This is a genomic window from Streptomyces sp. NPDC003943 (assembly GCF_053605265.1).
Genome location: NZ_JBSGIW010000004.1, coordinates 1 through 21,386 on the forward strand (window position 1 = coordinate 1; position 21,386 = coordinate 21,386).

Genomic DNA, 21,386 nt, shown 5'->3' on the forward strand with positions numbered 1-21,386 from the left:
TTTTGTGTGTGTTTTGTTGTTTGTTTTGCTATCGCGTGGGGTGGGCCTCGGGGGGTGGGCCCCCCTCCGGGGCGGGGCCGCCCCCCCCACCCCCCCCCGCCCCCCGGGCCCTCGCGTGTCGCTGGGGTGCCTACAGCTGACCGATGACGTAGTCGATGCAGGCCGTGAGCGCCCGCACGTCCGCCGGGTCGATCGCCGGGAACATCGCGATGCGCAGCTGGTTGCGGCCCAGCTTGCGGTACGGCTCGGTGTCCACGATGCCGTTGGCGCGCAGCGCCTTGGCGACGGCGGCGGCGTCGATGTCGTCGGAGAAGTCGATCGTGCCGATGACCTGCGAGCGCTTCGCCGGGTCGGTGACGAACGGCGTCGCGTACTTGGACTCCTCGGCCCAGCCGTACAGCGCGTCCGAGGACTCCTTCGTACGGGCCACGGCCCAGTCCAGACCGCCCTGGCCGTTGATCCACTTCAGCTGCTCGTTGAGCAGGAAGAGGGTCGCGAGGGCCGGGGTGTTGTACGTCTGGTTCTTCAGCGAGTTGTCGATCGCGGTCGGCAGGCTGAAGAACTCCGGGATGTGCCGGCCCGACTCGTGGATCTTCTTCGCGCGCTCGAGCGCGGCCGGCGAGAACGCGGCCAGCCACAGGCCGCCGTCGGCGGCGAAGGACTTCTGCGGGGCGAAGTAGTAGACGTCCGTCTCGGTGATGTCGACCGGCAGACCGCCGGCGCCCGAGGTCGCGTCGACCAGCACGAGCGCGCCCTCGTCGGCGCCCGCGACCCGCTTCAGCGGGGCGGCGACACCGGTGGAGGTCTCGTTGTGGGTGAAGGCGTAGACGTCGACGCCCGCCTCGGCGACCGGCTCCGGGTGGGTGCCCGGGTCGGAGGAGACGACGGTCGGCTCGGCCAGCCACGGGGCCAGCTTCGCGGCCTTCGCGAACTTCGACGAGAACTCGCCGAAGGTGAGGTGCTGCGACTTGTTCTCGATGAGACCGTGCGTCGCGATGTCCCAGAAGGCGGTCGAGCCGCCGTTGCCCAGGATCACCTCGTAGCCCTCGGGCAGCGAGAACAGGTCACTGATGCCGGCACGCACCTCGCCGACCAGGTTCTTGACCCGGGCCTGGCGGTGGGAGGTACCGAGGTAGGAGGTGCCGGTGGCGGCCAGGGCGTCCAGCGCCTCCGTACGCACCTTGGAGGGGCCCGCGCCGAAACGGCCATCGGCGGGCTTCATGTCAGCGGGAATCTGGATATCGGCCACGAGGCGGAGCGTATCGGGTCGGGAGAGCGGGATTGCAGGATGTCCGCCCGTTGGGACGACGGCTGAGACATTCTGTAGTCGTGGGATCACACAAGAATTCGGCGGGGGAGAGGGCGCGCGAGCGGGCGGGCGGGAGGGCGCGGGAGCAGGCGGCGGAGCCGGGCGGCGAGCTGGCGCACGCGCTGCGCGCCGCCGTGTCCGGCGACGTCGACTTCTCCGCCACCGCCCGCGCCCTGACCTCGATGGACGCCTCCAACTACCGGCGCGTCCCGCTCGGCGTGGTCGCCCCGCGCGACGCCGACGACGTCGCCGCCGCCCTCGCCGTCTGCCGTACGCACGGGGTGCCGGTCGTCGCCCGCGGCGGCGGCACCTCCATCGCCGGGCAGGCCACCGGCACGGGCGTCGTGCTCGATCTCACCCGCCACATGCGGGGCGTCGTGTCCCTCGACCCCGAGGCGCGCACCGCCGTCGTCCGGCCCGGACTCGTCCTGGACCGGCTGCGGGACGCGGCCCGCCCGTACGGTCTGACCTTCGGCCCCGACCCGTCCACGCACAGCCGCTGCACCCTCGGCGGAATGATCGGCAACAACGCGTGCGGCGCGCACTCCGTGGCGTGGGGGACGACCGCCGACAACGTCCGGGCCCTGGACGCCGTGACGTACGGCGGTCGGCGGCTCTCCCTCGGGAAGAAGTGGCAGGGCGCGCCGGCCGGGCTGCGGGAGCTGGTGGAGAGCCGGCTCGCCCTGCTGCGCACCGGCTACCCGGAGGGCCTGCCGCGCCGCATCTCCGGATACGCGCTCGACGCGCTGCTGCCGGAGCGCGGCGCGGACGTGGCGCGCTTCTTCTGCGGGAGCGAGGGCACGCTCGGCGTGGTGACGGAGGCGACGGTGCGGCTCGTGCCGCTGCCGGCCGAACCCGCACTGGTGGTCCTCGGGTACGCGGACGAGAGCGCGGCCGCGGACGCGGCGGCCGGGCTGCTGCGGTTCGGGCCGCTGACCGTCGAGGGCATGGCCACGGATCTCGTACGGGACGGGGCGGCGGCCGGGCTGCCGCGCGGCGGGGCCTGGCTGTTCGTCGAGATGGACGGCGCGGGACCGGCTGCCGGACTGGTGCGGGCGGCGGACGCCCTGGACGCCCTGGTGGTGCGGGACCCGGCGGGGCAGCGGGCGCTGTGGCGGATCCGCGAGGACGCGGCGGGTACGGCCACGAGGATGCCGGACGGCGGGGAGGCGTGGCCGGGCTGGGAGGACTGCGCGGTGCCGCCGGCCCGCCTCGGCTCGTACCTCCGCGAATTCCGTGCGCTGCTGCGGGGGTTCGGGCTGCGAGGCGTGCCGTACGGGCACTTCGGTGACGGCTGCGTCCATGTCCGCATCGACTTCGACCTGTGGACGCGGGAGGGCGTGGCACGCTTCCGGGAGTTCTCGGCGGAGGTCGCCGACCTGGTGGTGGCGCACGGCGGTTCGCTGTCCGGCGAGCACGGGGACGGGAAGGCGCGCGCGGAGCTGCTGCCGAAGATGTACGGGGACGAGCTCGTCGCCGTGTTCGGCGCGGTCAAGGACCTGTGGGACCCGGACGGCGGTCTGAACCCGGGAATGCTGGTGCGGCCGGAGCCGCTGGACTCGGGGCTGAGGTTCACCGGGCTGCCGGTCGTGGGGCAGGGTGCGGGGCACGGTGCCGGGCGGGGCGCGGGAGCGGTGGCTCGTCTCGGGCGGGAGGCGGCCCGGTGCGTGGGCGTCGCCAAGTGCCGCTCCGACGAGCCGAGTTCGGGCCCGGGCGTGATGTGCCCCTCGTACCGGGCCACCGGCGAGGAGAAGCACTCCACGCGCGGCCGGGCGCGCCTGCTCCACGAGATGGCGCTCGGCGAGACGATCACCGACGGGCTGCGCTCGGAGGAGGTCCGGGACGCCCTCGACCTGTGCCTGTCCTGCAAGGGCTGCCGCAGCGACTGCCCCGTGGGCGTCGACATGGCGGCGTACAAGGCGGAGTTCCTGCACGGTCACTACGCCGGGCGGCGGGCGTGGAAACGGCCGCGCTCGCACTGGACGATGGGCGGACTGCCGCACTTGCTCGACCTGTTCGGGCGCGGGCTGAACGTGGCCATGGGGCTGCCGTTCGCCGCGAGGATCGCGGGCGTCACGCCGGAACGCGCCATGCCGAGGGTGGCCGGACAGTCCTTCGTGTCCTGGTTCGGCGAACGCGCCTCGGACCGCCCGCCCGCGCTCACCCTCTGGCCGGACACCTTCACCGACCACCTCGCCCCGCAGGTCGGCGCCGCGGCGGTCCGGGTCATGGAGGCGGCGGGCCTCGGGGTGGCGCTGCCGCCGGGGCGGGTCTGCTGCGGGCTCACGTACGTGTCGACGGGCCGGCTCGACGCGGCGCGCCGGGTCATGCGCCGGACGCTGGACGTCATGGCGGGTGGGGCTGGGGGTGCGGATGCGGGTGCCGGTGCGTCCGGGGCCGAGCCCGGGGGAGCCCTGGACCTGCCGGTGGTCGTCCTGGAACCCTCCTGCGCGGCGGCCCTGCGCACCGACCTCCCCGAGCTGCTGCCCGACGACCCGCGCGCGGTCCGGCTCGCCGCGTCCGTCCGCACCTTCGCCGAGGCCCTGGAGGAACTCGCCCCCGACTGGTCTCCGCCCCGCGTCGACCGCCCGGTCGCCGGCCAGACCCACTGCCACCAACACGCGGTCCTCGGCGACGCGGCGGAGCGGCGCCTCCGCCGACGCGCCGGACTGACCGGCGAGCTGGCGGGCGGCTGCTGCGGCCTGGCGGGCGACTTCGGCTTCGAACCGGGGCACTACGAGGTGTCGATGGCCTGCGCGGAGGACCAGCTGCTGCCCGCGCTGCGGGCCGCGCCGGCGGACGCGGTGGTCCTGGCGGACGGCTTCTCCTGCCGTACGCAGATCGCGCACGCGACCCAGGACCGCCACCCGCGCCACGTGGCGGAGGTCCTGGCGGAGGCGCTCGACGAGGCGCCGCGGGAGTGACTAGCCGATGCTCAGAGCATCCTCGGCGTTGTCCACCCACGGGGTGACGGAGGACTTGTCCGAGACGTTGAAGCCGGGCGTGGCGGCCTTGAGCGGCGTCTGCGTCAGGTCGGAGTCGGTGTCCATGGTCATCCTGACGTACGACACGGTCTTGCTGCCCGCGCCGGCGGCGCCGCCCATCAGGCCCGCGTACGCCGACTGCCCCGGCTCCAGCCGCAGCGCGTCGTCGATGCCGGGCGCGGTGCCCACCTGGTGCGCCGCCCCGTCGAGATCGCCGAAGGTCACGATCGGGTGCCCGATCGCCCGGCACGCCTTGCCGGACTTGTTGGTGATCTTCAGCAGGTAGCTGCTGGTGGTGGGCTCCGCGAGCTCCGCCTTGAACGTCACGTCGAAGGTGCTGCACGGGAAGACGTCGTAGTCGGGGTCGGTCGACGGCTTCGCGGTCTTGGTGGGCGCGGTGGTCGGCTTCGGCGCCTTGGGCTTGGGCGCGTCCGTCTTCGGCGACTTCGTCGGCGCGTCCGTCTTCGGCGCGCCGGGCTTGGCGGAGGACGTGGCGGACGGCGCGGCGGGGGTGGTCGGCGCGCCGGCCGCGCCGTCCTCGGACGGCCCACAGGCGGTCAGGCCGAGCGCGGACACGGCGACGAGGACGGCGGCGGCTCTGCGGACGGTGCTCATGGTGGTTCTCCCCCGATGACGACGCGCGTGCGCAGTGCTCGCGCTGTGGTGAGGACCAGGATCCCGTGGCAGCTTCACAACTTGGTGACGACGCCTTTCCGAATTCACCACGGTTCGGCGCGGGGCGGAGTGCCGGCCCGGACCGACCGGGCCGGCACCGGTCAGCGTGTCGGCCCGTCAGGTCCCGTCGGCCCGTCAGGTCCCGTCGGTTCGGCGGGTCGCGTCGGCCCGGTGGCGTAGGCGAGCGGGGGCGCGATGGCCTGCGCGTCCGCGCCCTCCCCCACCCACAGCCCGATGAACAGCGCGGCTGTCGCCTCGACGAGCCCGGCCCGCGCGAGCCCGCCCCCGGCCAACGGCTCGCAGCCCGCGTCCTGCACCAGCCGGTGCACCAGCGCCAGGGCCGCCGGATCGTCACCGCAGACCGGCACGGCGAGGCGGCGCCCGTCGAAGACGGGCGGGTCCATGCGCCACACGTCCTCGTGGCAGAGGTTGAACGCCTTCACGACATGCGCCTTCTGCGCTTCCGCGGCGAGCCGGGCGGCGGCCGACGGCCCGCCGTCGCCATCCGTGCGCAGGACGAACCCGGGCCCCACCGGGTTCGAGCAGTCCACCAGTACCTTCCCGTCGAGGACGTCGCTCAGCTCCCGTACGACTTCCTGCCCGACGCCGTACGGCAACGCCACCAGCACCACCTCCCCGAACTCCGCGGCCTCACGAAGGCCCCCGGCCCCGGCCCCGCCGCCGAGGCGCTCGGCGAGCGCCTCGGCCCGCCGCCGGTCCCGGCCGCCGACGAGCACGTGATGACCGGCGCGAACCCAGTGGGCGGCGAGGGCGTGGGCCATGTTTCCGTTTCCAAGTACCCCGATCTGCACGGAGGTTCCCCCTTCTGGTCGTTCCGCTGACTAGCCGGCAAGGCGACCGTAGGACGCCCGTCGGGCACCATCTGGTGCCTGACGATCTGGTACGTGTGAAGGGTGACGACCGACGCCGACGCCTCCGCCTTCATCGCCGACTGCCGCGCCCGCCTCGCCTTCGACCTCCTCGCCAACACCTGGAACCCGGTGGTCCTCTGGAGCCTCCGTGACGGCCCGCTGCGCCCGCGCGAGCTGCGCGACCGCATCGGCGGCATCCGCCCCAAGGTCCTCACGGAGACCCTCCGCCGCCTGGAGTCCCACGGTCTGGTCGAGCGCCGGGCGTACGCGGAGTCGCCGCCTCGCGTCGACTACGGACTCACCGCGCTCGGCACGACCCTGCTGGCTCCGATCGACGCCCTCGGCGCCTGGGCCTTCGAACACGGCGACGAGGTCGTGGATGCGTTGGAGCGGAGCGGGCGCGGCTGACGTCGCCTACCGTTCGCCCTCTCCCGCGATCTGCCGCGCCATCTCCACCAGTTCCCCCGTCGCCGGGTGCCGGTCGCCGTCCCGCCAGGCGAGCAGGACCGGGAGGGGTGGTGCGTCGGGCAGGGGGCGGTAGGCGACGCCCGGGTGGGGGTGGAGGGCGGCGGTGGAGGCGGCGGAGACGCCGATGCCGCGGCCGGCGGCGATCGCGGTGAGCCAGTCGTCGGTGTTGGCGACGGTGAGGGTGGAGCGGGGGCGGGCGGCCGGGGGCCAGAGGTCGAGGGTGGTGGTGCCGGACACCGGGTTGAGGATCGCGGTCTGCGTCGCCAGCTCGGCCAGGGTCAGCGTGTCGCGCGTGGCGAGCGGGCTGTCCGCGGGCACCGCCGCCACCCGCCGTTCGGTGAGGAGTTCCTCGGCGGCCAGGCCGGGGATCTCCACCGGTCCGCGGAGCAGCGCCGCGTCGACCTCGCCGCGCAGCAGGCCGGCCGTGCGGTCGTCGATGCGGAGGAGTTCGAGCGGGGTCCCGGGGTGTTCGCGCTGCCAGCGGCGCAGCAGGGGCGTGGTGTACGGGCCGAAGGCCGACCAGGCGTGGCCGAGGCGCAGCGGCCGGTGGTGGAGCCGTGCGGGGTCGACGGCCGCGTCGAACGCGGCGACGGCCGCCGCGGCCCGGTCGCGGACGTCGCGTCCCTCGGGTGTGAGCGACACGTGGTGGGTGGAGCGGTCGACGAGCCGCGCCCCCATGTGCTTCTCGAGCGCCGCGAGGGTGCGGGACACGGCGGGCTGGGTGAGGTGGAGCCGGGCGGCGGCCCGGGTCAGGTTCCCCTCCTCCGCGATGGCCAGAAAGCAGCGGAGGTGGCGGAGCTCGATGCTCGTGCGGCTCATGCGTGCGGAGCATAAGCGCAGCCCAATCGGCATTTCCCGCGCCGCGCGGGTGCTCGTAGCGTGAAGGGTGGAGTCCTGAACCAGCGGTGCATTACTCTGGACTTCAGGGTCCATTCCAGTGGACTCGGATCGTGATCAAGGCAAGGAGCACGCCGGTGGACAGCCCGGTCAAGGACATACCCGCGGCCTCAGCCACCGCCCCCGCGCCCACCGCACGCGCGGCGGCGCCCGCCACCGCATCCGCCGCCGCGCCCGCGCCCGTCACCCGTACCGGCACCGGCCGTCTCGGGCCCGTCGCCCTCGTCGTCGCCGGCGGCCTCTCCGTACAGTTCGGCTCCGCCGTCGCCGTCCTCCTCATGCCCCGCGCCGGCGCCCTCGGCGTCGTCACCCTGCGGCTCGTCCTCGCCGCCGCCGTGCTCCTGATCGCCTGCCGGCCCAAGGTCCGCGGCTACAGCCGCGCCGACTGGGGCACCGTGCTCGCCTTCGGCGCCGCCATGTCCGGCATGAACATCCTCTTCTACCTCTCCGTCGACCGGATCCCGCTCGGCGCCGCCGTCACCCTGGAGGTGCTCGGCCCGCTCGTGCTCTCCGTCGTCGCCTCCCGCCGCCTGGTCAACCTCCTCTGGGCCGGCCTCGCCCTCGTCGGCGTCGCCCTCCTCAGCGGCGTCACCAGCGGCGGCCTCGACCGGCTGAACCCGGCCGGCGCCGGCTTCGCGCTCGCCGCCGGCGCCATGTGGGCGACGTACATCGTCTTCAGCGCCCGGACCGGCCGCCGCTTCCCGCAGGCCGACGGCCTCGCCCTCGCCATGGCCTTCGGCGCGGTGATCAGCCTGCCGTTCGGCATCACGGAGGCGGGCGACCGGCTCCTCGTCCCGTCGACGATCGGCCTGGGCCTCGCCGTCGCGCTGATGTCCTCGGTCCTGCCGTACACCCTCGAACTGCTCGCCCTGCGCCGCCTCCCGGCCCCCACCTTCGCCGTCCTCATGAGCCTGGAACCGGCCATCGCCGCCACCGCCGGCTTCCTCGTCCTGCACCAGGCGCTCGACCTGACGGACGCGCTCGCGATCGCACTCGTCATCGCGGCGAGCATGGGCGCGGTCCGGACCCAGGTGGCCCGCCCGTCCCGTTCGTCCCGCCGGTCCCGCTGACTCAGTGCCGGCCGCGACTACCGGTCCGCTTGCGGTTACGGGAGAGCAGGACGCCCGCCGTCAGGAGCACCACCGCTCCCGCCGCGGCCCCGGCGGACCCGCTGCCCGTGTCCGCCAGGCTGCCGCCGGGCGAGGTGGACGAGGGTGAGACCGTCGGCGTCGAGGTCGCGGTGGGGGTCTGCTTCGTCGGCGTCGAGGTCGGTGTCGGGGTCGGCTTCGGCGTCGGCTTCGCCGGCTTCAGGACCTTGACCACGAGCTCGTCCTGGTCGTTCTCCTTCACCTTGTCGCCTGTCGGCGGCGTGTACAGCCGCGCCAGCACCTTGTGCGTCTTCCCCGCCGCGCCCTCGGCGAAGTTCCAGGTGAAGGGGAAGGACACGCTCTTGCCGGGCGCGAGGTCCGCGTACTCCTCGCAGATCGCCGTGCCCGGGTCCCACCAGCAGCGCTTGTCGTTGTTCTTCGGCACGTTGTCGTACCCGTTGTAGACCGCCACGACGACCTCGGCGGCCGTGCCCGGGCCGTTGTTGGTGACGACGAGCTCGGTCGTGAAGTCCTTCCCGGGGCGTACGGACGCCGAGCCCGGCTTCCAGGTGACGGCGAGGTCGGCGCCTTCGACGGCCGTGACCGTGGCGGTCGCGGTGTCGTTCCCCGGCTCGGTGTCGGTCGCGCCGACCGGGGTGACCGTGCCGGTGAGGGTGAGTTCGCGGCCGACGGGCACGTCCTCGTCGACCCGGAGCGCGACGGGCAGGCCCTCCGCGCCCGGGGCCAACGGCTTCTGGCCGGGGCAGGTGAACGACCGGCCGTCGGCGCTCGGCCTGCAGCCGAACCCGCTGCCGGTCGCCGCGTACGTGATCCCGGCGGGCAGCCGGACCGTCACGTCCAGCTTCTCCACCGCACCCGACACGACCCTGCCGCCGACCCGGAGGTCGAAGTAGCCGCCGGGTACGACCGAGGCCAGGCTCGTCCTGAGCGAGGCCGCCACGTCGACCGGGTCCGCGGCCGGCGCCGCAGGCGCGGCCGGCGCCGCAGGCGCGGCCGGGGCCGCAGACGGGGCCGGGGCGGCAGTCTTGTCCGGGGGAGTCGTCGGGTCCGCCTGAGCCGCCGTGACCGGAACGGTCAGGAGGAGAGCGGCCGTTGCGCCGACCGCTGCCGTTCTGAAGCGCATGACCTGTCCTTGCCCGTGCGTAGAAGCTGCTGGGACGAAGGTTGGACAACCGGTCATGGCCGGGGGTTGTACGGCAGGGCCCGGAGCCGGCCGCGGAGCCGCCGTGGGAAGCGTGGGCGTACCTCGCCGTGATGACTCCGGCCGCCTTGCCGAAATCAAAAAGCAAGCACGCTTGATTGTTTCTGTCCCGGCTGCCATGCTCCTCACGCACGTCCGTGACCCGCCCGTCCCCGAGGGGAGCGCTCCGTGTCCGACCCCGCTGCGGTGCTCGACGACCTACGTGTCGAGAGCGAGGAAGTCGACGCCCTGGTCAGCGACTTGACCGCCGAACAGTGGGCCGCGCCCACGCCGGCGCCGCGCTGGACCGTCGCCCATCAGATCGCCCACCTCGCCTGGACCGACGCCGCCGCGCTGCTCGCCGCGACCGACCCCGAGGCGTTCGCCGCCGAGGCGCGGAAGGCGCTCGACGCGCCCGACCGCTTCGTCGACGACGGCGCCGAGGAGGGCGCCGCGCTGCCGCCCGCCGAGCTGCTGGCCCGCTGGCGCGAGGGCCGCGACCGGCTCCACCGGGTGCTGCGCGAGGCGCCGCCCGGCACCCGCTTCCCCTGGTACGGGCCCGCCATGAGCGCCGTGTCGCTCGCGACCGCCCGCCTCATGGAGACCTGGGCGCACGGCCAGGACGTGGCCGACGCCCTCGGAGTCGTACGCCGGCCGACCGCCCGGCTGCGGCACATCGCGTGGATCGGGCTGCGGGCGCGCGACTACGCGTACCTGGTGCGCGGCCTCACCCCGCCCGCCGAGCCCTTCCGCCTCGAACTCACCCCGCCCGAGGGGGTCTCGGCGGGTGTGCCGGACGCCGGCGAGGTGTGGGCGTACGGACCCGAGGACGCGCCCCAGCTCGTCACCGGACCCGCCCTCGACTTCTGCCTCCTGGTGACCCAGCGCGTCCACCGCGCCGACACCGCGCTCGTCGCGCACGGCGCCGACGCGGAGGAGTGGCTCGGCATCGCCCAGGCCTTCGCCGGGCCGGCGGGTCAGGGGCGGCCGCCGAAGGGGGCGGACGCGTGATCCTCCGTATCGGCAACGCGTCGGGCTTCTACGGTGACCGCTTCGACGCCGTCAAGGACATGCTGACCGGGGGCGGGCCCGACGGCCGGCTCGACGTCCTCACCGGGGACTACCTCGCCGAGCTGACCATGCTCATCCTCGGCCGCGACCTGCTCAAGGACCCCTCCGCCGGTTACGCCAGGACCTTCCTGCGCCAGATGGAGGAGGGCCTCGGGCTCGCCCACGAGCGCGGCACCCGCATCGTCACCAACGCCGGCGGCCTCAACCCGGCCGGTCTCGCCGACGCCCTGCGCGCGCTCGCCGAGCGGCTCGGCATACCGGTCCGCGTCGCCCACGTCGAGGGCGACCGGCTCCCGCCGCGGCCCGGCGTGCTGGCGGCCAACGCCTATCTCGGCGGCGGCGGGATCGCCGCCTGTCTCGCCGCCGGCGCGGACGTCGTCGTCACCGGCCGGGTCACCGACGCGGCCCTCGTCACCGGGCCCGCGCAGTGGTTCTTCGGCTGGGGCCCGGAGGCGTACGACGAGCTGGCGGGCGCGGTCGTCGCCGGTCACGTCCTGGAGTGCGGCACCCAGGCGACCGGCGGCAACTACGCCTTCTTCCAAGGCCATGACGTGCGCCGCCCCGGCTTCCCCCTCGCGGAACTCCACGCGGACGGCACCGCCGTCATCACCAAGCACCCCGGCACCGGCGGTCTCGTCGACGTCGGCACGGTCACCGCCCAGCTCCTCTACGAGACGGCCGGCGCCCGCTACCCCGGCCCCGACGTGACCGCCCGCCTCGACACGGTCCGGCTCACCCAGGAGGGCCCCGACCGCGTCCGCGTCGAGGGCGTACGGGGCGAGGCACCGCCCCCGACGCTCAAGGCGGGCCTGTGCCGGCTCGGCGGCTTCCGCAACGAGGTCGTGTTCGTGCTCACCGGACTCGACATCGAGGCGAAGGCGGAGCTCGTGCGGGAGCAGCTCGGCGACGTCCTGGCGAAGGACCCGCCCGCCGAGGTCCGTTGGGAGCTCGCCCGCACCGACCGCGCGGACGCCGGCACCGAGGAGACCGCCAGCGCCCTGCTCCGGCTCGTGGTCCGCGACCCCGACCCCGACAAGGTCGGCCGCACCCTGACCGGGGCCGCGATCGAACTGGCCCTCGCGAGCTACCCCGGCTTCCACGTCACCGCCCCGCCCGGCAAGGGTGCCCCCTACGGGGTCTTCGAAGCCGCGTCCGTGCCCGTGGAAGAGGTCCCGCACACGGCCGTGCTGCCCGACGGGACCCGCGCCCCCGTCCCCGTACCGCCGCGGACCCGGCCCCTCGAACCCGTACCGGACCCGGAGATCCCGCCGCCGCTGCCGCCGGGGCCGACCCGGCGCGCGCCGCTCGGCCTCGTGGCCGGCGCCCGCAGCGGCGACAAGGGCGGCGACGCCAACGTCGGCGTCTGGACCCGCACGGCCGAGGAGTGGCGCTGGCTCGTGCACACCCTCACCGTCGAGCGCTTCCGCGCACTGCTGCCGGAGACGGCGGACCTGCCGGTCGAGCGGCACGTGCTGCCCGAACTGCGCGCGCTCAACTTCACGATCACCGGGATCCTCGGCGAGGGCGTCGCCTCCCGGGCCCGGTTCGACCCGCAGGCCAAGGCCCTCGGCGAATGGCTGCGCTCCCGCCACCTCGACATCCCGGAGGTACTGCTGTGACCGTCCTCGCCTCCGCCCTCGACACCGGCGGACCGGAGTACGCGGCCCACCGCGCCGCCATGCTCGACAAGCTGGCCGACCTCGACGCCGAGCACGCCAAGGCGCTCGCGGGCGGCGGCGAGAAGTACACCGAACGCCACCGGCGGCGCGGCAAGCTGCTCGCCCGCGAGCGGATCGAACTCCTCGTCGACCCCGACACCCCCTTCCTGGAGCTGTCGCCGCTCGCCGCCTGGGGCAGCGACTATCCCGTAGGGGCGTCCCTGGTCACCGGCATCGGGGTGATCGAGGGCGTCGAGTGCGTGATCACCGCCAACGACCCCACGGTGCGCGGTGGGGCGTCCAACCCGTGGACGCTGAAGAAGGCCCTGCGCGCCAACGAGATCGCGTACGCCAACCGCCTCCCCGTCGTCTCGCTCGTCGAGTCCGGCGGTGCGGACCTGCCCTCCCAGAAGGAGATCTTCATCCCGGGCGGGGCGCTCTTCCGCGACCTCACCCGGCTCTCCGCCGCCGGCATCCCGACCGTCGCGGTCGTCTTCGGCAACTCGACGGCGGGCGGCGCGTACGTCCCCGGCATGTCCGACCACACGGTGATGATCAAGGAGCGGTCGAAGGTCTTCCTCGGCGGCCCGCCGCTCGTGAAGATGGCGACGGGGGAGGAGAGCGACGACGAGTCGCTCGGCGGCGCCGAGATGCACGCCCGGACCAGCGGACTCGCCGACCACTACGCCGTCGACGAGCACGACGCGCTGCGCCAGGCCCGCCGGATCGTCGCCCGCCTCAACCACCGCAAGGCGCACGCCGACCCGGACGCGCTGACGGTCGAGCCGCCGAAGTACGCCGAGGAGGAGCTGCTCGGGATCGTGCCGGGCGACCTCAAGACGCCGTTCGACCCGCGTGAGGTGATCGCGCGGATCGTGGACGGCTCGGACTTCGACGAGTTCAAGCCGCTGTACGGGCCGAGCCTGGTGACCGGCTGGGCACGGCTGCACGGCTACCCGGTCGGCATCCTCGCCAACGCGCAGGGCGTGCTGTTCAGCGCCGAGTCGCAGAAGGCCGCCCAGTTCATCCAGTTGGCGAACCAGCGCGACATCCCGCTGCTCTTCCTGCACAACACCACCGGCTACATGGTCGGCAAGGAGTACGAGCAGGGCGGCATCATCAAGCACGGCGCCATGATGATCAACGCGGTGTCGAACTCCCGCGTGCCCCATGTGAGCGTCCTGATGGGCGCGTCGTACGGGGCCGGGCACTACGGCATGTGCGGCCGGGCCTACGACCCGCGCTTCCTCTTCGCCTGGCCGAGCGCCAAGTCCGCCGTCATGGGCCCACAGCAGCTCGCGGGCGTGCTGTCGATCGTGGCGCGCGCTTCGGCCGCCGCGAAGGGGCAGCCGTACGACGAGGAGGCGGACGCGGGGCTGCGCGCGCTCGTCGAGGCGCAGATCGAGGCGGAGTCGCTGCCCGTGTTCCTCTCCGGGCGGCTGTACGACGACGGGGTGATCGACCCGCGCGACACGCGCACGGTCCTCGGGCTCTGCCTGTCCGCGATCCACACGGCACCGGTCGAGGGCGCGCGCGGCGGCTTCGGCGTCTTCCGAATGTGAGGCCCACCGCATGATTTCCTCTGTCCTTGTGGCGAACCGCGGCGAGATCGCCTGCCGGATCTTCCGCACCTGCCGTGACCTGGGCGTCTCCACGGTGGCCGTGTACTCCGACGCGGACGCCGGCGCCCTGCACGTACGGGAGGCGGACGCGGCCGTGCGGCTGCCGGGCGCGACACCCGCGGAGACGTATCTGCGCGGCGACCTGGTCGTGGCGGCCGCGCTCGCGGCGGGCGCGGACGCCGTGCACCCCGGCTACGGCTTCCTCTCCGAGAACAAGGAGTTCGCGGAGGCGGTGACGGCCGCCGGCCTGGTCTGGATCGGGCCGCCGCCGGCCGCGATCGAGGCCATGGCGTCGAAGACCCGCGCCAAGGAACTCCTCGGCGTGGCGCCGCTCGACCTGGCCACGCTCACCGAGGCCGACCTGCCGGTGCTGGTGAAGGCGGCGGCGGGCGGCGGCGGCCGCGGCATGCGCGTCGTCCGCGAACTCGACTCGATGGAAGGGGAGTTGTCGGCCGCCTCCGCCGAGGCGCTGAGCGCGTTCGGGGACGGCGAGGTGTTCGTCGAGCCGTACGTGGAGCACGGCCGGCACGTCGAGGTGCAGATCCTCGCCGACACGCACGGCACCGTCTGGACGCTCGGCACCCGCGACTGCTCCCTCCAGCGCCGCCACCAGAAGGTCGTCGAGGAGGCCCCGGCGCCCGGCCTGCCGGCGTCGCTCGTCGACGAGCTGTACGAGCGGTCGGCGGCCGCGGCGAAGGCCGTCGGGTACGCCGGCGCGGGCACGGTCGAGTTCCTCGTCGCCCACGGCCGGGCCCACTTCCTGGAGATGAACACCCGCCTCCAGGTCGAACACCCGGTCACCGAGGCGGTGTACGGCGTCGACCTCGTCGCCCTCCAGCTCGCCGTCGCCGAGGGCACCCCGCTCCCGCCCGAGCCCCCCGCCCCGCACGGCCACGCCGTCGAGGCCCGGCTCTACGCGGAGGACCCGGCCGCCGGCTGGACCCCGCAGACGGGCCGGCTGCACACCTTCGACGTGCCGACCGGGCCCGGCCTGCGCGTCGACACCGGTTACGCGTCCGGCGACACCGTGGGCGTGCACTACGACGCCATGCTCGCCAAGGTCGTCGCCCACGCCCCGACCCGCGCCGAGGCCGTCCGCAAGCTCGCCCGCGCCCTGGAGCGCGCCCGCCTGCACGGCCCCGTCACCAACCGCGACCTGCTCGTGGCCTCCCTGCGCCATCCGGACTTCACCGACCCGGCGCGCCTCGCGACCGGCTTCTACGCGGCGCACCTGCCCGCCCTGACCGAGCCGCCCGCCGGGGCCCAGGCCGAGGCAGGGTACGCGGCGGTGGCGGCGGCGCTCGCGGAGGCGGCCCGCGGGACGAGCCGGGGGGCCGGCCGCTTCGGGGGCGGCTGGCGCAACGTCCGCTCGCAGGACGAGGTGAAGGCGTACGGCGGACACGAGGTCCGCTACCGCCCGACGCGCGAGGGCGGCTACGAGGTGACGAGCCCGCCGGGCATCCGCGTGGCGGCGGTGACCGCCGACCGGGTCGATCTCGAAGTGGCCGGTGTCGTACGGCACTTCGACGTGGCCCGGCACGACGACACGGTGTACGTCGGCCCGCACCGCCTCACCCCGGCCCCCCGCTTCCCCGACCCGACCGACGAGCGGGAACCCGGCTCCCTGCTCGCCCCCATGCCCGGCACCGTCGTCCGCGTCGCCGAGGGCCTCGCCGCCGGCGACCGCGTCGAGGCCGGGCAGCCCCTGCTCTGGCTGGAGGCCATGAAGATGGAACACCGGGTCACCGCACCCGCCTCCGGCACGCTCACCGCGCTCCACGCCGTCCCCGGCCGCCAGGTCGAGGTAGGCGCCCTGCTCGCCGTCGTCTCGACCGAAGCACAGGAGGACCCGAACTCATGAGCAGCCTCATCGAACCGGCGGAGCACACCGCCCTCCGCGCCGCCGTCTCCGCGCTCGGCCGGCGCCACGGCCCCGGCTTCGACCGCGCCACGCTCTGGGCCGAGGCCGGCAAGCTCGGCTACCTGGGCGTGAACCTGCCCGAGGAGTACGGCGGCGGGGGCGGCGGCATGGCCGAGCTGTCCATCGTCCTGGAGGAGGCGGGCGCGGCCGGCGCGCCACTGCTGATGATGGTCGTGTCGCCGGCGATCTGCGGCACGGTGATATCCCGCTTCGGCACGGCGGAGCAGAAGGCGGCCTGGCTGCCCGGCCTCGCCGACGGCAGCCGCACCATGGCCTTCGGCATCACGGAGCCGGACGCCGGCTCCAACTCCCACCGCATCACCACCACGGCCACCCGTACCGAGGACGGCTGGGTCCTCAACGGCCGCAAGGTCTTCGTCTCCGGCGTCGACATCGCCGACGCCACCCTCGTCGTCGGCCGCACCTCGGACGCCCGCACCGGCAACCTCAAGGCGTGTCTCTTCATCGTCCCGCGCGACACGCCCGGCTTCGGCCGCCGCGCCATCGAGATGGAACTCGACGCGAACGAGAAGCAGTTCGAGCTCACCCTCGACGATGTGCACCTCCCGGCCGACGCCCTCGTCGGCGACGAGGACGCGGGCCTCCTCCAGCTCTTCGCGGGCCTCAACCCCGAGCGCATCATGACCGCGGCCTTCGCGATCGGCATGGGCCGCTACGCGCTCGCCCAGGCCGTCACGTACGCCAGGGAACGCCAGGTCTGGAAGACCCCCATCGGCGCCCACCAGGCCATCGCCCACCCCCTCGCCCAGGCCCACATCGAACTCGAACTCGCCCGCCTGATGATGCAGAAGGCCGCGGCCCTCTACGACGCGGGCGACGACCTGGCCGCCGGCGAGGCCGCCAACATGGCGAAGTACGCCGCCGCCGAAGCCTGCGTCAGGGCCGTCGACCAGGCCGTCCACACCCTCGGCGGCAACGGCCTGACCAAGGAGTTCGGCCTGGCCCGCCTGATCACGGCGGCGCGGGTGGCCCGGATCGCCCCGGTGAGCCGCGAGATGATCCTCAACTTCGTGTCGCACCAGACCCTGGGCCTGCCGAAGTCGTACTGAGTCGTACTGGGGTATCACCCCGGATCTGGCACCGGGGTCCGAAGACGACGGCACCATGCGGGCGGGACGGTACGGGCATCAGCCCGGCGAGGGTGAGGAGCCCGCCATGTACCCGATCCACCGCACCGCCCGCACGGACCTGCGCACCGCGGCCCACGCCTTCCTCGCCCTCCCGGCCGGCCTCGCGGCGACCGCCCTCACCCTCACCGGACACCCGACCCGCGCCGGCCGCCTCCGCGCCCGCCTCACCGACCCCGAGCCCGGCACCGGGACCCGCGGCCGGCCCGGCGGCGAGCCCGGCACCGGGGCCCGCGGCTGGACCGGCGGCAGGACGCTGGCCCGTACGGTCCTCGGCCTGCCCCTGGACCTGCTGGCCTTCGTCGTCCTCGGGTACGCGATCTTCAACTCGGTCCGCAACTTCGGCTACCCGATCTGGTACCTCCACACCGACTACCACCAGGCCTGGGGCGGCCCCACCATGGCCGGCGTCTGGACCGTCCACGCGGGCGGCTGGCTGCTGTGCCTGGCCGTCCTGCTGCACTGGCCGGTGCGCTGGCTGGCCAAGGGCCAGCGGGCCCTGGACCGGCGGCTCACGGGCGGTGGCCTCGCTCAGCCGATGCGGACGACCCGGGCCCAGTCGGGCGGCGCGTCCGGGACGTAGTCGGGGTTGTCCTCGTTCACGCGGCGGCCGGCCCGGCGGAAGAGGCCGACGACCGTGCGGCAGCCGGGGCGGGTGTCCGGCCAGGGTGTCTGGCCGTCGGTGAGGACGACCACGACGTCCGGCCGGGGGCTGGTACGGAGGGCGGTGGCGAAGCCGGTGCGGAGGTCAGTGCCGCCGCCACCGACCAGCGGGACGCCCTCCGCCCGGCACAGCGGGTGGACCACGCGGGCAGCGGCGTCGCAGGGCAGCACGCTGACCAGGTCGCGGCGGCCGCCCAGGGCGCGGGAGATGGCGGTGACCTCCAGGAGGGCGCTGCCGAGTTCGGCGTCGCTGACCGAGCCGGAGGTGTCGATGACGACGGACACGCGGGGCGGCCGCCGGCGCAGGCTCGGCAGGACGATGCCGGGCAGGGCGACCGAGCGGCGGGAGGGCCGGCCGTAGCTGTGGTCCGTGCCGGCTCCCGACCCGGACACGGCCGAGCGCAGTGCCGCGCCGAGCAGCTGCCGCCAGGGCTGCGGCGGATGGAACGCCTCCTCCGCCCAGCGCCGCCAGCCCTCGGGCGCGTCGCCCGGGGCGCCGATGATGCCCTGGGCGACCCGGAACCGGACCGCGTCCTGTTCCTGGGCGCTCAGGCCGTCGGCGCCGTCCGGGCCGAGGTCCCAGTCCCGGTCCAGACCGTCGGCGCCGCTTCCGCAGTCCAGCCAGGCGGCCCTGTCGTCCAGCCAGGGTCCGAGCCGGAACTGCCGCAGGTAGTCCTCCATGAGCCCGCCGACGGGCAGGCCGAGGGTCTGCGGCGTGACCGCGCCCTCCGGCTGGGCGAGGCCGTCGCCGTACACGTCGTCGTTGATCTCGCAGTCCGCCGCGATGTTCATCCGCAGCCGGTCCCCGGCGCCGGTCAACCCCCGCTCCCGCGCGACCCGGTCGCCGCGCCCGTGGTGGTCGCGGAGCAGGTGGGAGACCTCGTGCACCCACACTCCGGCGAGCTCCTCGACCGGCATCCGGGCCACGAACTCCGGCGACACGTAGCAGCGCCAGTAGCGGTCGACCGCCATCGTGGGGACCCGCGGCGACTCCACCACGTGCAGGGCGAACAGCGCCGTCGCCAGATACGGCCGGACCCGTACGGCGTGCAGGCGCGCGGCGAAGAGCTTCTCCCGGTCCAGTTCGACGCTCATCGGCCCGCACCCGAAGCCGCAGCGGCGGCCGCCGTCCGCGCCACGGAGCGGTCCGCGCGCCGGGACAGGGACACCACGCCCGCGAGCCGCTCGATCGCCTCCGGCACGTCCCAGTCCTCGCGCCGCAGCGCGGCCAGGGTGGTGGCCGGCACGACCACCAGGTCCGGCGCCCCGGTCTCCATGGCCCGTACGAGCAGCGCCCAGGCCGCTTCCCAACGGTCCTTCTCCGGCCGGGCCTTGACCGCTTCGACGACCCCTTCGAGCGTGGCCTGGCGCCGGTCGCCGCGCTCGGGCAGCTCCGCGTTGCCGGGGTCGGCGAGCAGCTTCTCGGGGTCGGGGAGGTCCATCCGGTCGAGGCAGGCGAGGAGTTCGAGCCCCGGCCCGTCCCCGACCGTGCCGCGCACGAGCAGCGAGAGCACGTCCCGCGAGGAGCCGGCGGCGGTCGCGAAGGCGATCAGGGACAGCGTCATGTCCCAGCTGCGCGGCGACGGCCAGGCACCGCCCTTGCGGGCCTCGCTGCTGGGCAGCCGGTGCACGAGCGCGGGCCGCGCGGAGAGCAGTCCGCACACCGCCCGCCGGGCCCGGTCCACGGCCTCGGGCAGCAGGCCGGGGTCGAGTCGGGGCAGCGTCGCGCGGGGCCAGGTGCCGCCGAGGCCGCGGACCACCACCTCGTGGTCGTGCGTCCACTGCAGATGCACGAACCGGTTGGCGAGCGGGGCGCTCAGCTCCCAGCCGTCGGCAGCCGACGAGCGGGGGTTGGCGGCGGCCACGATCCTCACCCCGGCGGGCAGTCGGAGCGAACCGATCCGCCGCTCCAGCACGAGCCGGAGCAGTGCCGCCTGCACGGCGGGCGTGGCTGTGGACAGCTCGTCCAGGAACAGCAGCCCGCGCCCCTCCCGTACGAGCCGGACCGCCCAGTCCGGCGGCGCCAGCGGCACGCCCTGCTCGGCCGGGTCGTCGCCGACGATCGGCAGTCCGGAGAAGTCGGAGGGCTCGTGCACGCTCGCGATGACGGTGGTGAGGGGCAGCTCCAGCTCCTCGGCCAGCTGGGTCAGGGCAGCCGTCTTGCCGATGCCGGGCTCTCCCCAGAGGAGGACCGGCAGGTCGGCGGCCACCGCCAGGGTCAGTGCCTCCAGCTGGTCGTCGGGGCGAGGTTCGGTGGTGGTGTCACGGAGCAGGGCGAGCAGGTCGGCGGCGACGTCGAGCTGGGCGGAGGAGGGCGTTGCAAATGTGGTCATAAGGGTCACCTGTGGGTGTGGGGTGGTCGGGGTGGCGGCGGGCGGGCGCGGGGGTCCGGCCCCCGTCAGGGTGCTGCCGCGGCGAGGCGCGGACGGGTGCGGACGGCGTCCTTGCGATGGGCGTACGTGTGTGCCTGGGCCGCCGGGCGCGTGGGTTCGATCAGGCCCGTCCGGTAGAGGCCGTAGGTGACGCGCCGCCGGGCGGCGGCCTCCAGGGCGTCCCGGAGCGGCCCGTCGCGCAGGACCGCCTCCGGGCCCAGCAGTCCCTCGACGACCGCCAGGGCCCCGGCGGTGTCGCCGTGGTCCAGGCGTTCGCGGACGCCGCCGAGGGAGTCCGGGCGGCGGTGCGTCTCGTCGATGGCGCGCAGGCAGGGCAACGGCGGCCCGGACAGCGCGACCAGCAGTTCCTCCCGCCGCAGCTCGGCGGGGTCGTGGTCCAGCGGCGACAGGACGCCGTCGACGAGCGCGATCCGGTGCAGCGCCCCGCGGCACTCCACGATCCGGGGCCGCCCCGGATCGTTCGGCGCGGCAGGCCGCTGCTCCGCCGGTGCGTACCCCGGTACGAGTGCGGCGGCGACCAGCGGGTGCAGCCGGTCCGCCTCGATCGCGCCCGCCCGCAGCAGCTCCAGGTCGGGCGGAACCCAGGTCGCCGCGTCGGGCAGCACCGGCAGCGGAGCGCCTGTGCCGCCCCGGGGAGCGTCGGAGATCCGGACGGTGCCGGGCCGGGGCCCGACGCCCACGTCGAGGACGAGGCGCCGGCCCGCGGCCCGTACGCCCACGCAACCGACCGGTCCACTGCCCGATGCCGCTTCGGCTCGCAGCAGGATCCCGGCTTCGGCCGCCCAGCGCTCGACGGCCCACCGCAGGCCGTACGAGCGCTGCGGAGAAGTCGTGAGTGCCGGAGTGACGTCCGGCGGCGTGGCGTCCGCCCCCGACCTGCCCCGCAGCTCCCCGGACCGCCGCGCGTCCCACAAGTGGCGGTGCAGGTCGAGCCGGAAGCGGCGGCTGGGCCGGGGATGCGGATGGCGCGCGGTCGCGGCCGCGCCCAGGGTCGTCGCGGAAGCGGCGTCCCAGAGGGCGAGACTGATCCGCTGGCCGCCGTCCGCCCAGGCCGGCGCCGTCCGCACGACGAGGTGCAGCGTTCCGTACCGGGCCAGCGGGACGGTCAGCCCCGGCCGGAGCAGCCCGTCCGGGGCGATCCGCGGCATGTGCCAGCGCAGCAGGTCGGGTGCCAAGTGGCGTAGGTCGGATCGGACTTGGGTGGCCATGGTCTGTCCGTGGGTGCGGGACAGGGCCTTCAGGTCCAGGTCGACGTCGAAACCCGCGGCGGCGCATGCCCCGGCCCAGTCGCCGACGCGGCGACGGGCGGTCGCGGTCTCGATCATGGAGGCCGGCACGGCGAACTCGCGCACGCGCGGCCAGAAGGAGAAACGGGTCTCACCGTTCGCTTCGTAAGTGAGCATCAGCACTCACCTT

The 21,386-nt window shown here is 74.7% G+C and carries 17 protein-coding genes; 9 read left to right on the forward strand and 8 right to left on the reverse strand.

Translation table 11 applies throughout. From position 1 onward, the window contains the following. Window positions 1-130: 130 nt before the first annotated feature. Window positions 131-1,249 carry a phosphoserine transaminase gene (gene serC, locus ACWEV0_RS02600; protein ID WP_453145778.1) on the reverse strand — a complete coding sequence of 373 codons (1,119 nt, stop codon included), beginning with the start codon at window positions 1,247-1,249 and terminating at the stop codon, window positions 131-133. Window positions 1,250-1,419: 170 nt separating this feature from the next. On the opposite strand from serC, the gene ACWEV0_RS02605 reads away from it, so the two are divergent. Next, complete coding sequence (locus ACWEV0_RS02605) at window positions 1,420-4,233, forward strand: FAD-binding and (Fe-S)-binding domain-containing protein (protein WP_453145997.1); 2,814 nt, start codon at window positions 1,420-1,422, stop codon at window positions 4,231-4,233. Here the strand turns inward: ACWEV0_RS02605 and ACWEV0_RS02610 are convergent, their stop codons facing one another. Further along, a complete protein-coding gene (locus ACWEV0_RS02610; RefSeq protein WP_453145780.1) occupies window positions 4,234-4,908 on the reverse strand; it encodes a DUF4232 domain-containing protein in 675 nt (224 codons plus the stop codon). 161 nt (window positions 4,909-5,069) lie between these two features. Next, entirely contained in the window at window positions 5,070-5,780 is a 711-nt protein-coding gene (locus ACWEV0_RS02615; protein ID WP_453145781.1) for an NADPH-dependent F420 reductase, read from the reverse strand. A 102-nt stretch (window positions 5,781-5,882) separates the two neighbouring features. Between ACWEV0_RS02615 and ACWEV0_RS02620 the strand changes: the two genes are divergently transcribed. Then, window positions 5,883-6,248 (forward strand): winged helix-turn-helix transcriptional regulator, encoded by a 366-nt coding sequence (locus ACWEV0_RS02620; protein ID WP_453145783.1) that lies wholly within the window; start codon window positions 5,883-5,885, stop codon window positions 6,246-6,248. A 6-nt stretch (window positions 6,249-6,254) separates the two neighbouring features. Here ACWEV0_RS02620 and ACWEV0_RS02625 read toward each other — a convergent pair whose 3' ends face one another. Further along, window positions 6,255-7,160 carry a LysR family transcriptional regulator gene (locus ACWEV0_RS02625; RefSeq protein ID WP_453145999.1) on the reverse strand — a complete coding sequence of 302 codons (906 nt, stop codon included), beginning with the start codon at window positions 7,158-7,160 and terminating at the stop codon, window positions 6,255-6,257. 143 nt (window positions 7,161-7,303) lie between these two features. Here ACWEV0_RS02625 and ACWEV0_RS02630 point away from each other — a divergent pair, with 143 nt between their 5' ends. Then, window positions 7,304-8,275, forward strand: a complete 972-nt coding sequence (locus tag ACWEV0_RS02630) for an EamA family transporter (RefSeq protein ID WP_453146001.1) — start codon at window positions 7,304-7,306, stop codon at window positions 8,273-8,275. Window position 8,276: 1 nt separating this feature from the next. On the opposite strand, the gene ACWEV0_RS02635 is transcribed toward ACWEV0_RS02630, so the two are convergent. Further along, window positions 8,277-9,437, reverse strand: a complete 1,161-nt coding sequence (locus ACWEV0_RS02635) for a hypothetical protein (protein WP_453145784.1) — start codon at window positions 9,435-9,437, stop codon at window positions 8,277-8,279. Between the two features lie 246 nt (window positions 9,438-9,683). Here ACWEV0_RS02635 and ACWEV0_RS02640 point away from each other — a divergent pair, with 246 nt between their 5' ends. From ACWEV0_RS02640 to ACWEV0_RS02665, 6 genes are all read left to right on the forward strand, one after another. Continuing rightward, window positions 9,684-10,505, forward strand: coding sequence for a TIGR03084 family metal-binding protein (locus ACWEV0_RS02640; RefSeq protein WP_453145786.1), 822 nt, complete (start codon window positions 9,684-9,686; stop codon window positions 10,503-10,505). Next, window positions 10,502-12,184, forward strand: a complete 1,683-nt coding sequence (locus tag ACWEV0_RS02645) for an acyclic terpene utilization AtuA family protein (protein WP_453145788.1) — start codon at window positions 10,502-10,504, stop codon at window positions 12,182-12,184. Before ACWEV0_RS02640 ends, ACWEV0_RS02645 begins: the two co-directional genes overlap by 4 nt. Further along, the gene (locus ACWEV0_RS02650; RefSeq protein WP_453145790.1) at window positions 12,181-13,785 is read left to right on the forward strand and encodes an acyl-CoA carboxylase subunit beta; all 1,605 of its coding nucleotides are present in this window, start codon (window positions 12,181-12,183) and stop codon (window positions 13,783-13,785) included. The genes ACWEV0_RS02645 and ACWEV0_RS02650 overlap by 4 nt, the downstream gene beginning before the upstream one ends. Before the next feature lie 10 nt (window positions 13,786-13,795). After that, complete coding sequence (locus ACWEV0_RS02655; protein ID WP_453145792.1) at window positions 13,796-15,706, forward strand: ATP-binding protein; 1,911 nt, start codon at window positions 13,796-13,798, stop codon at window positions 15,704-15,706. Beyond that, window positions 15,703-16,836, forward strand: a complete 1,134-nt coding sequence (locus ACWEV0_RS02660) for an acyl-CoA dehydrogenase family protein (RefSeq protein ID WP_453145793.1) — start codon at window positions 15,703-15,705, stop codon at window positions 16,834-16,836. The genes ACWEV0_RS02655 and ACWEV0_RS02660 overlap by 4 nt, the downstream gene beginning before the upstream one ends. Window positions 16,837-16,942: 106 nt before the next feature. Beyond that, window positions 16,943-17,497, forward strand: coding sequence for a hypothetical protein (locus ACWEV0_RS02665; RefSeq protein ID WP_453145795.1), 555 nt, complete (start codon window positions 16,943-16,945; stop codon window positions 17,495-17,497). Here ACWEV0_RS02665 and ACWEV0_RS02670 read toward each other — a convergent pair. From ACWEV0_RS02670 to ACWEV0_RS02680, 3 genes are all read right to left on the reverse strand, one after another. Beyond that, window positions 17,446-18,672, reverse strand: a complete 1,227-nt coding sequence (locus ACWEV0_RS02670) for a vWA domain-containing protein (protein ID WP_453145796.1) — start codon at window positions 18,670-18,672, stop codon at window positions 17,446-17,448. The genes ACWEV0_RS02665 and ACWEV0_RS02670 overlap by 52 nt on opposite strands. After that, a complete protein-coding gene (locus ACWEV0_RS02675; protein ID WP_453145798.1) occupies window positions 18,669-19,910 on the reverse strand; it encodes an AAA family ATPase in 1,242 nt (413 codons plus the stop codon). The genes ACWEV0_RS02670 and ACWEV0_RS02675 overlap by 4 nt, the downstream gene beginning before the upstream one ends. Before the next feature lie 65 nt (window positions 19,911-19,975). After that, window positions 19,976-21,373 carry a hypothetical protein gene (locus tag ACWEV0_RS02680; protein ID WP_453145800.1) on the reverse strand — a complete coding sequence of 466 codons (1,398 nt, stop codon included), beginning with the start codon at window positions 21,371-21,373 and terminating at the stop codon, window positions 19,976-19,978. Window positions 21,374-21,386 lie beyond the last annotated feature (13 nt).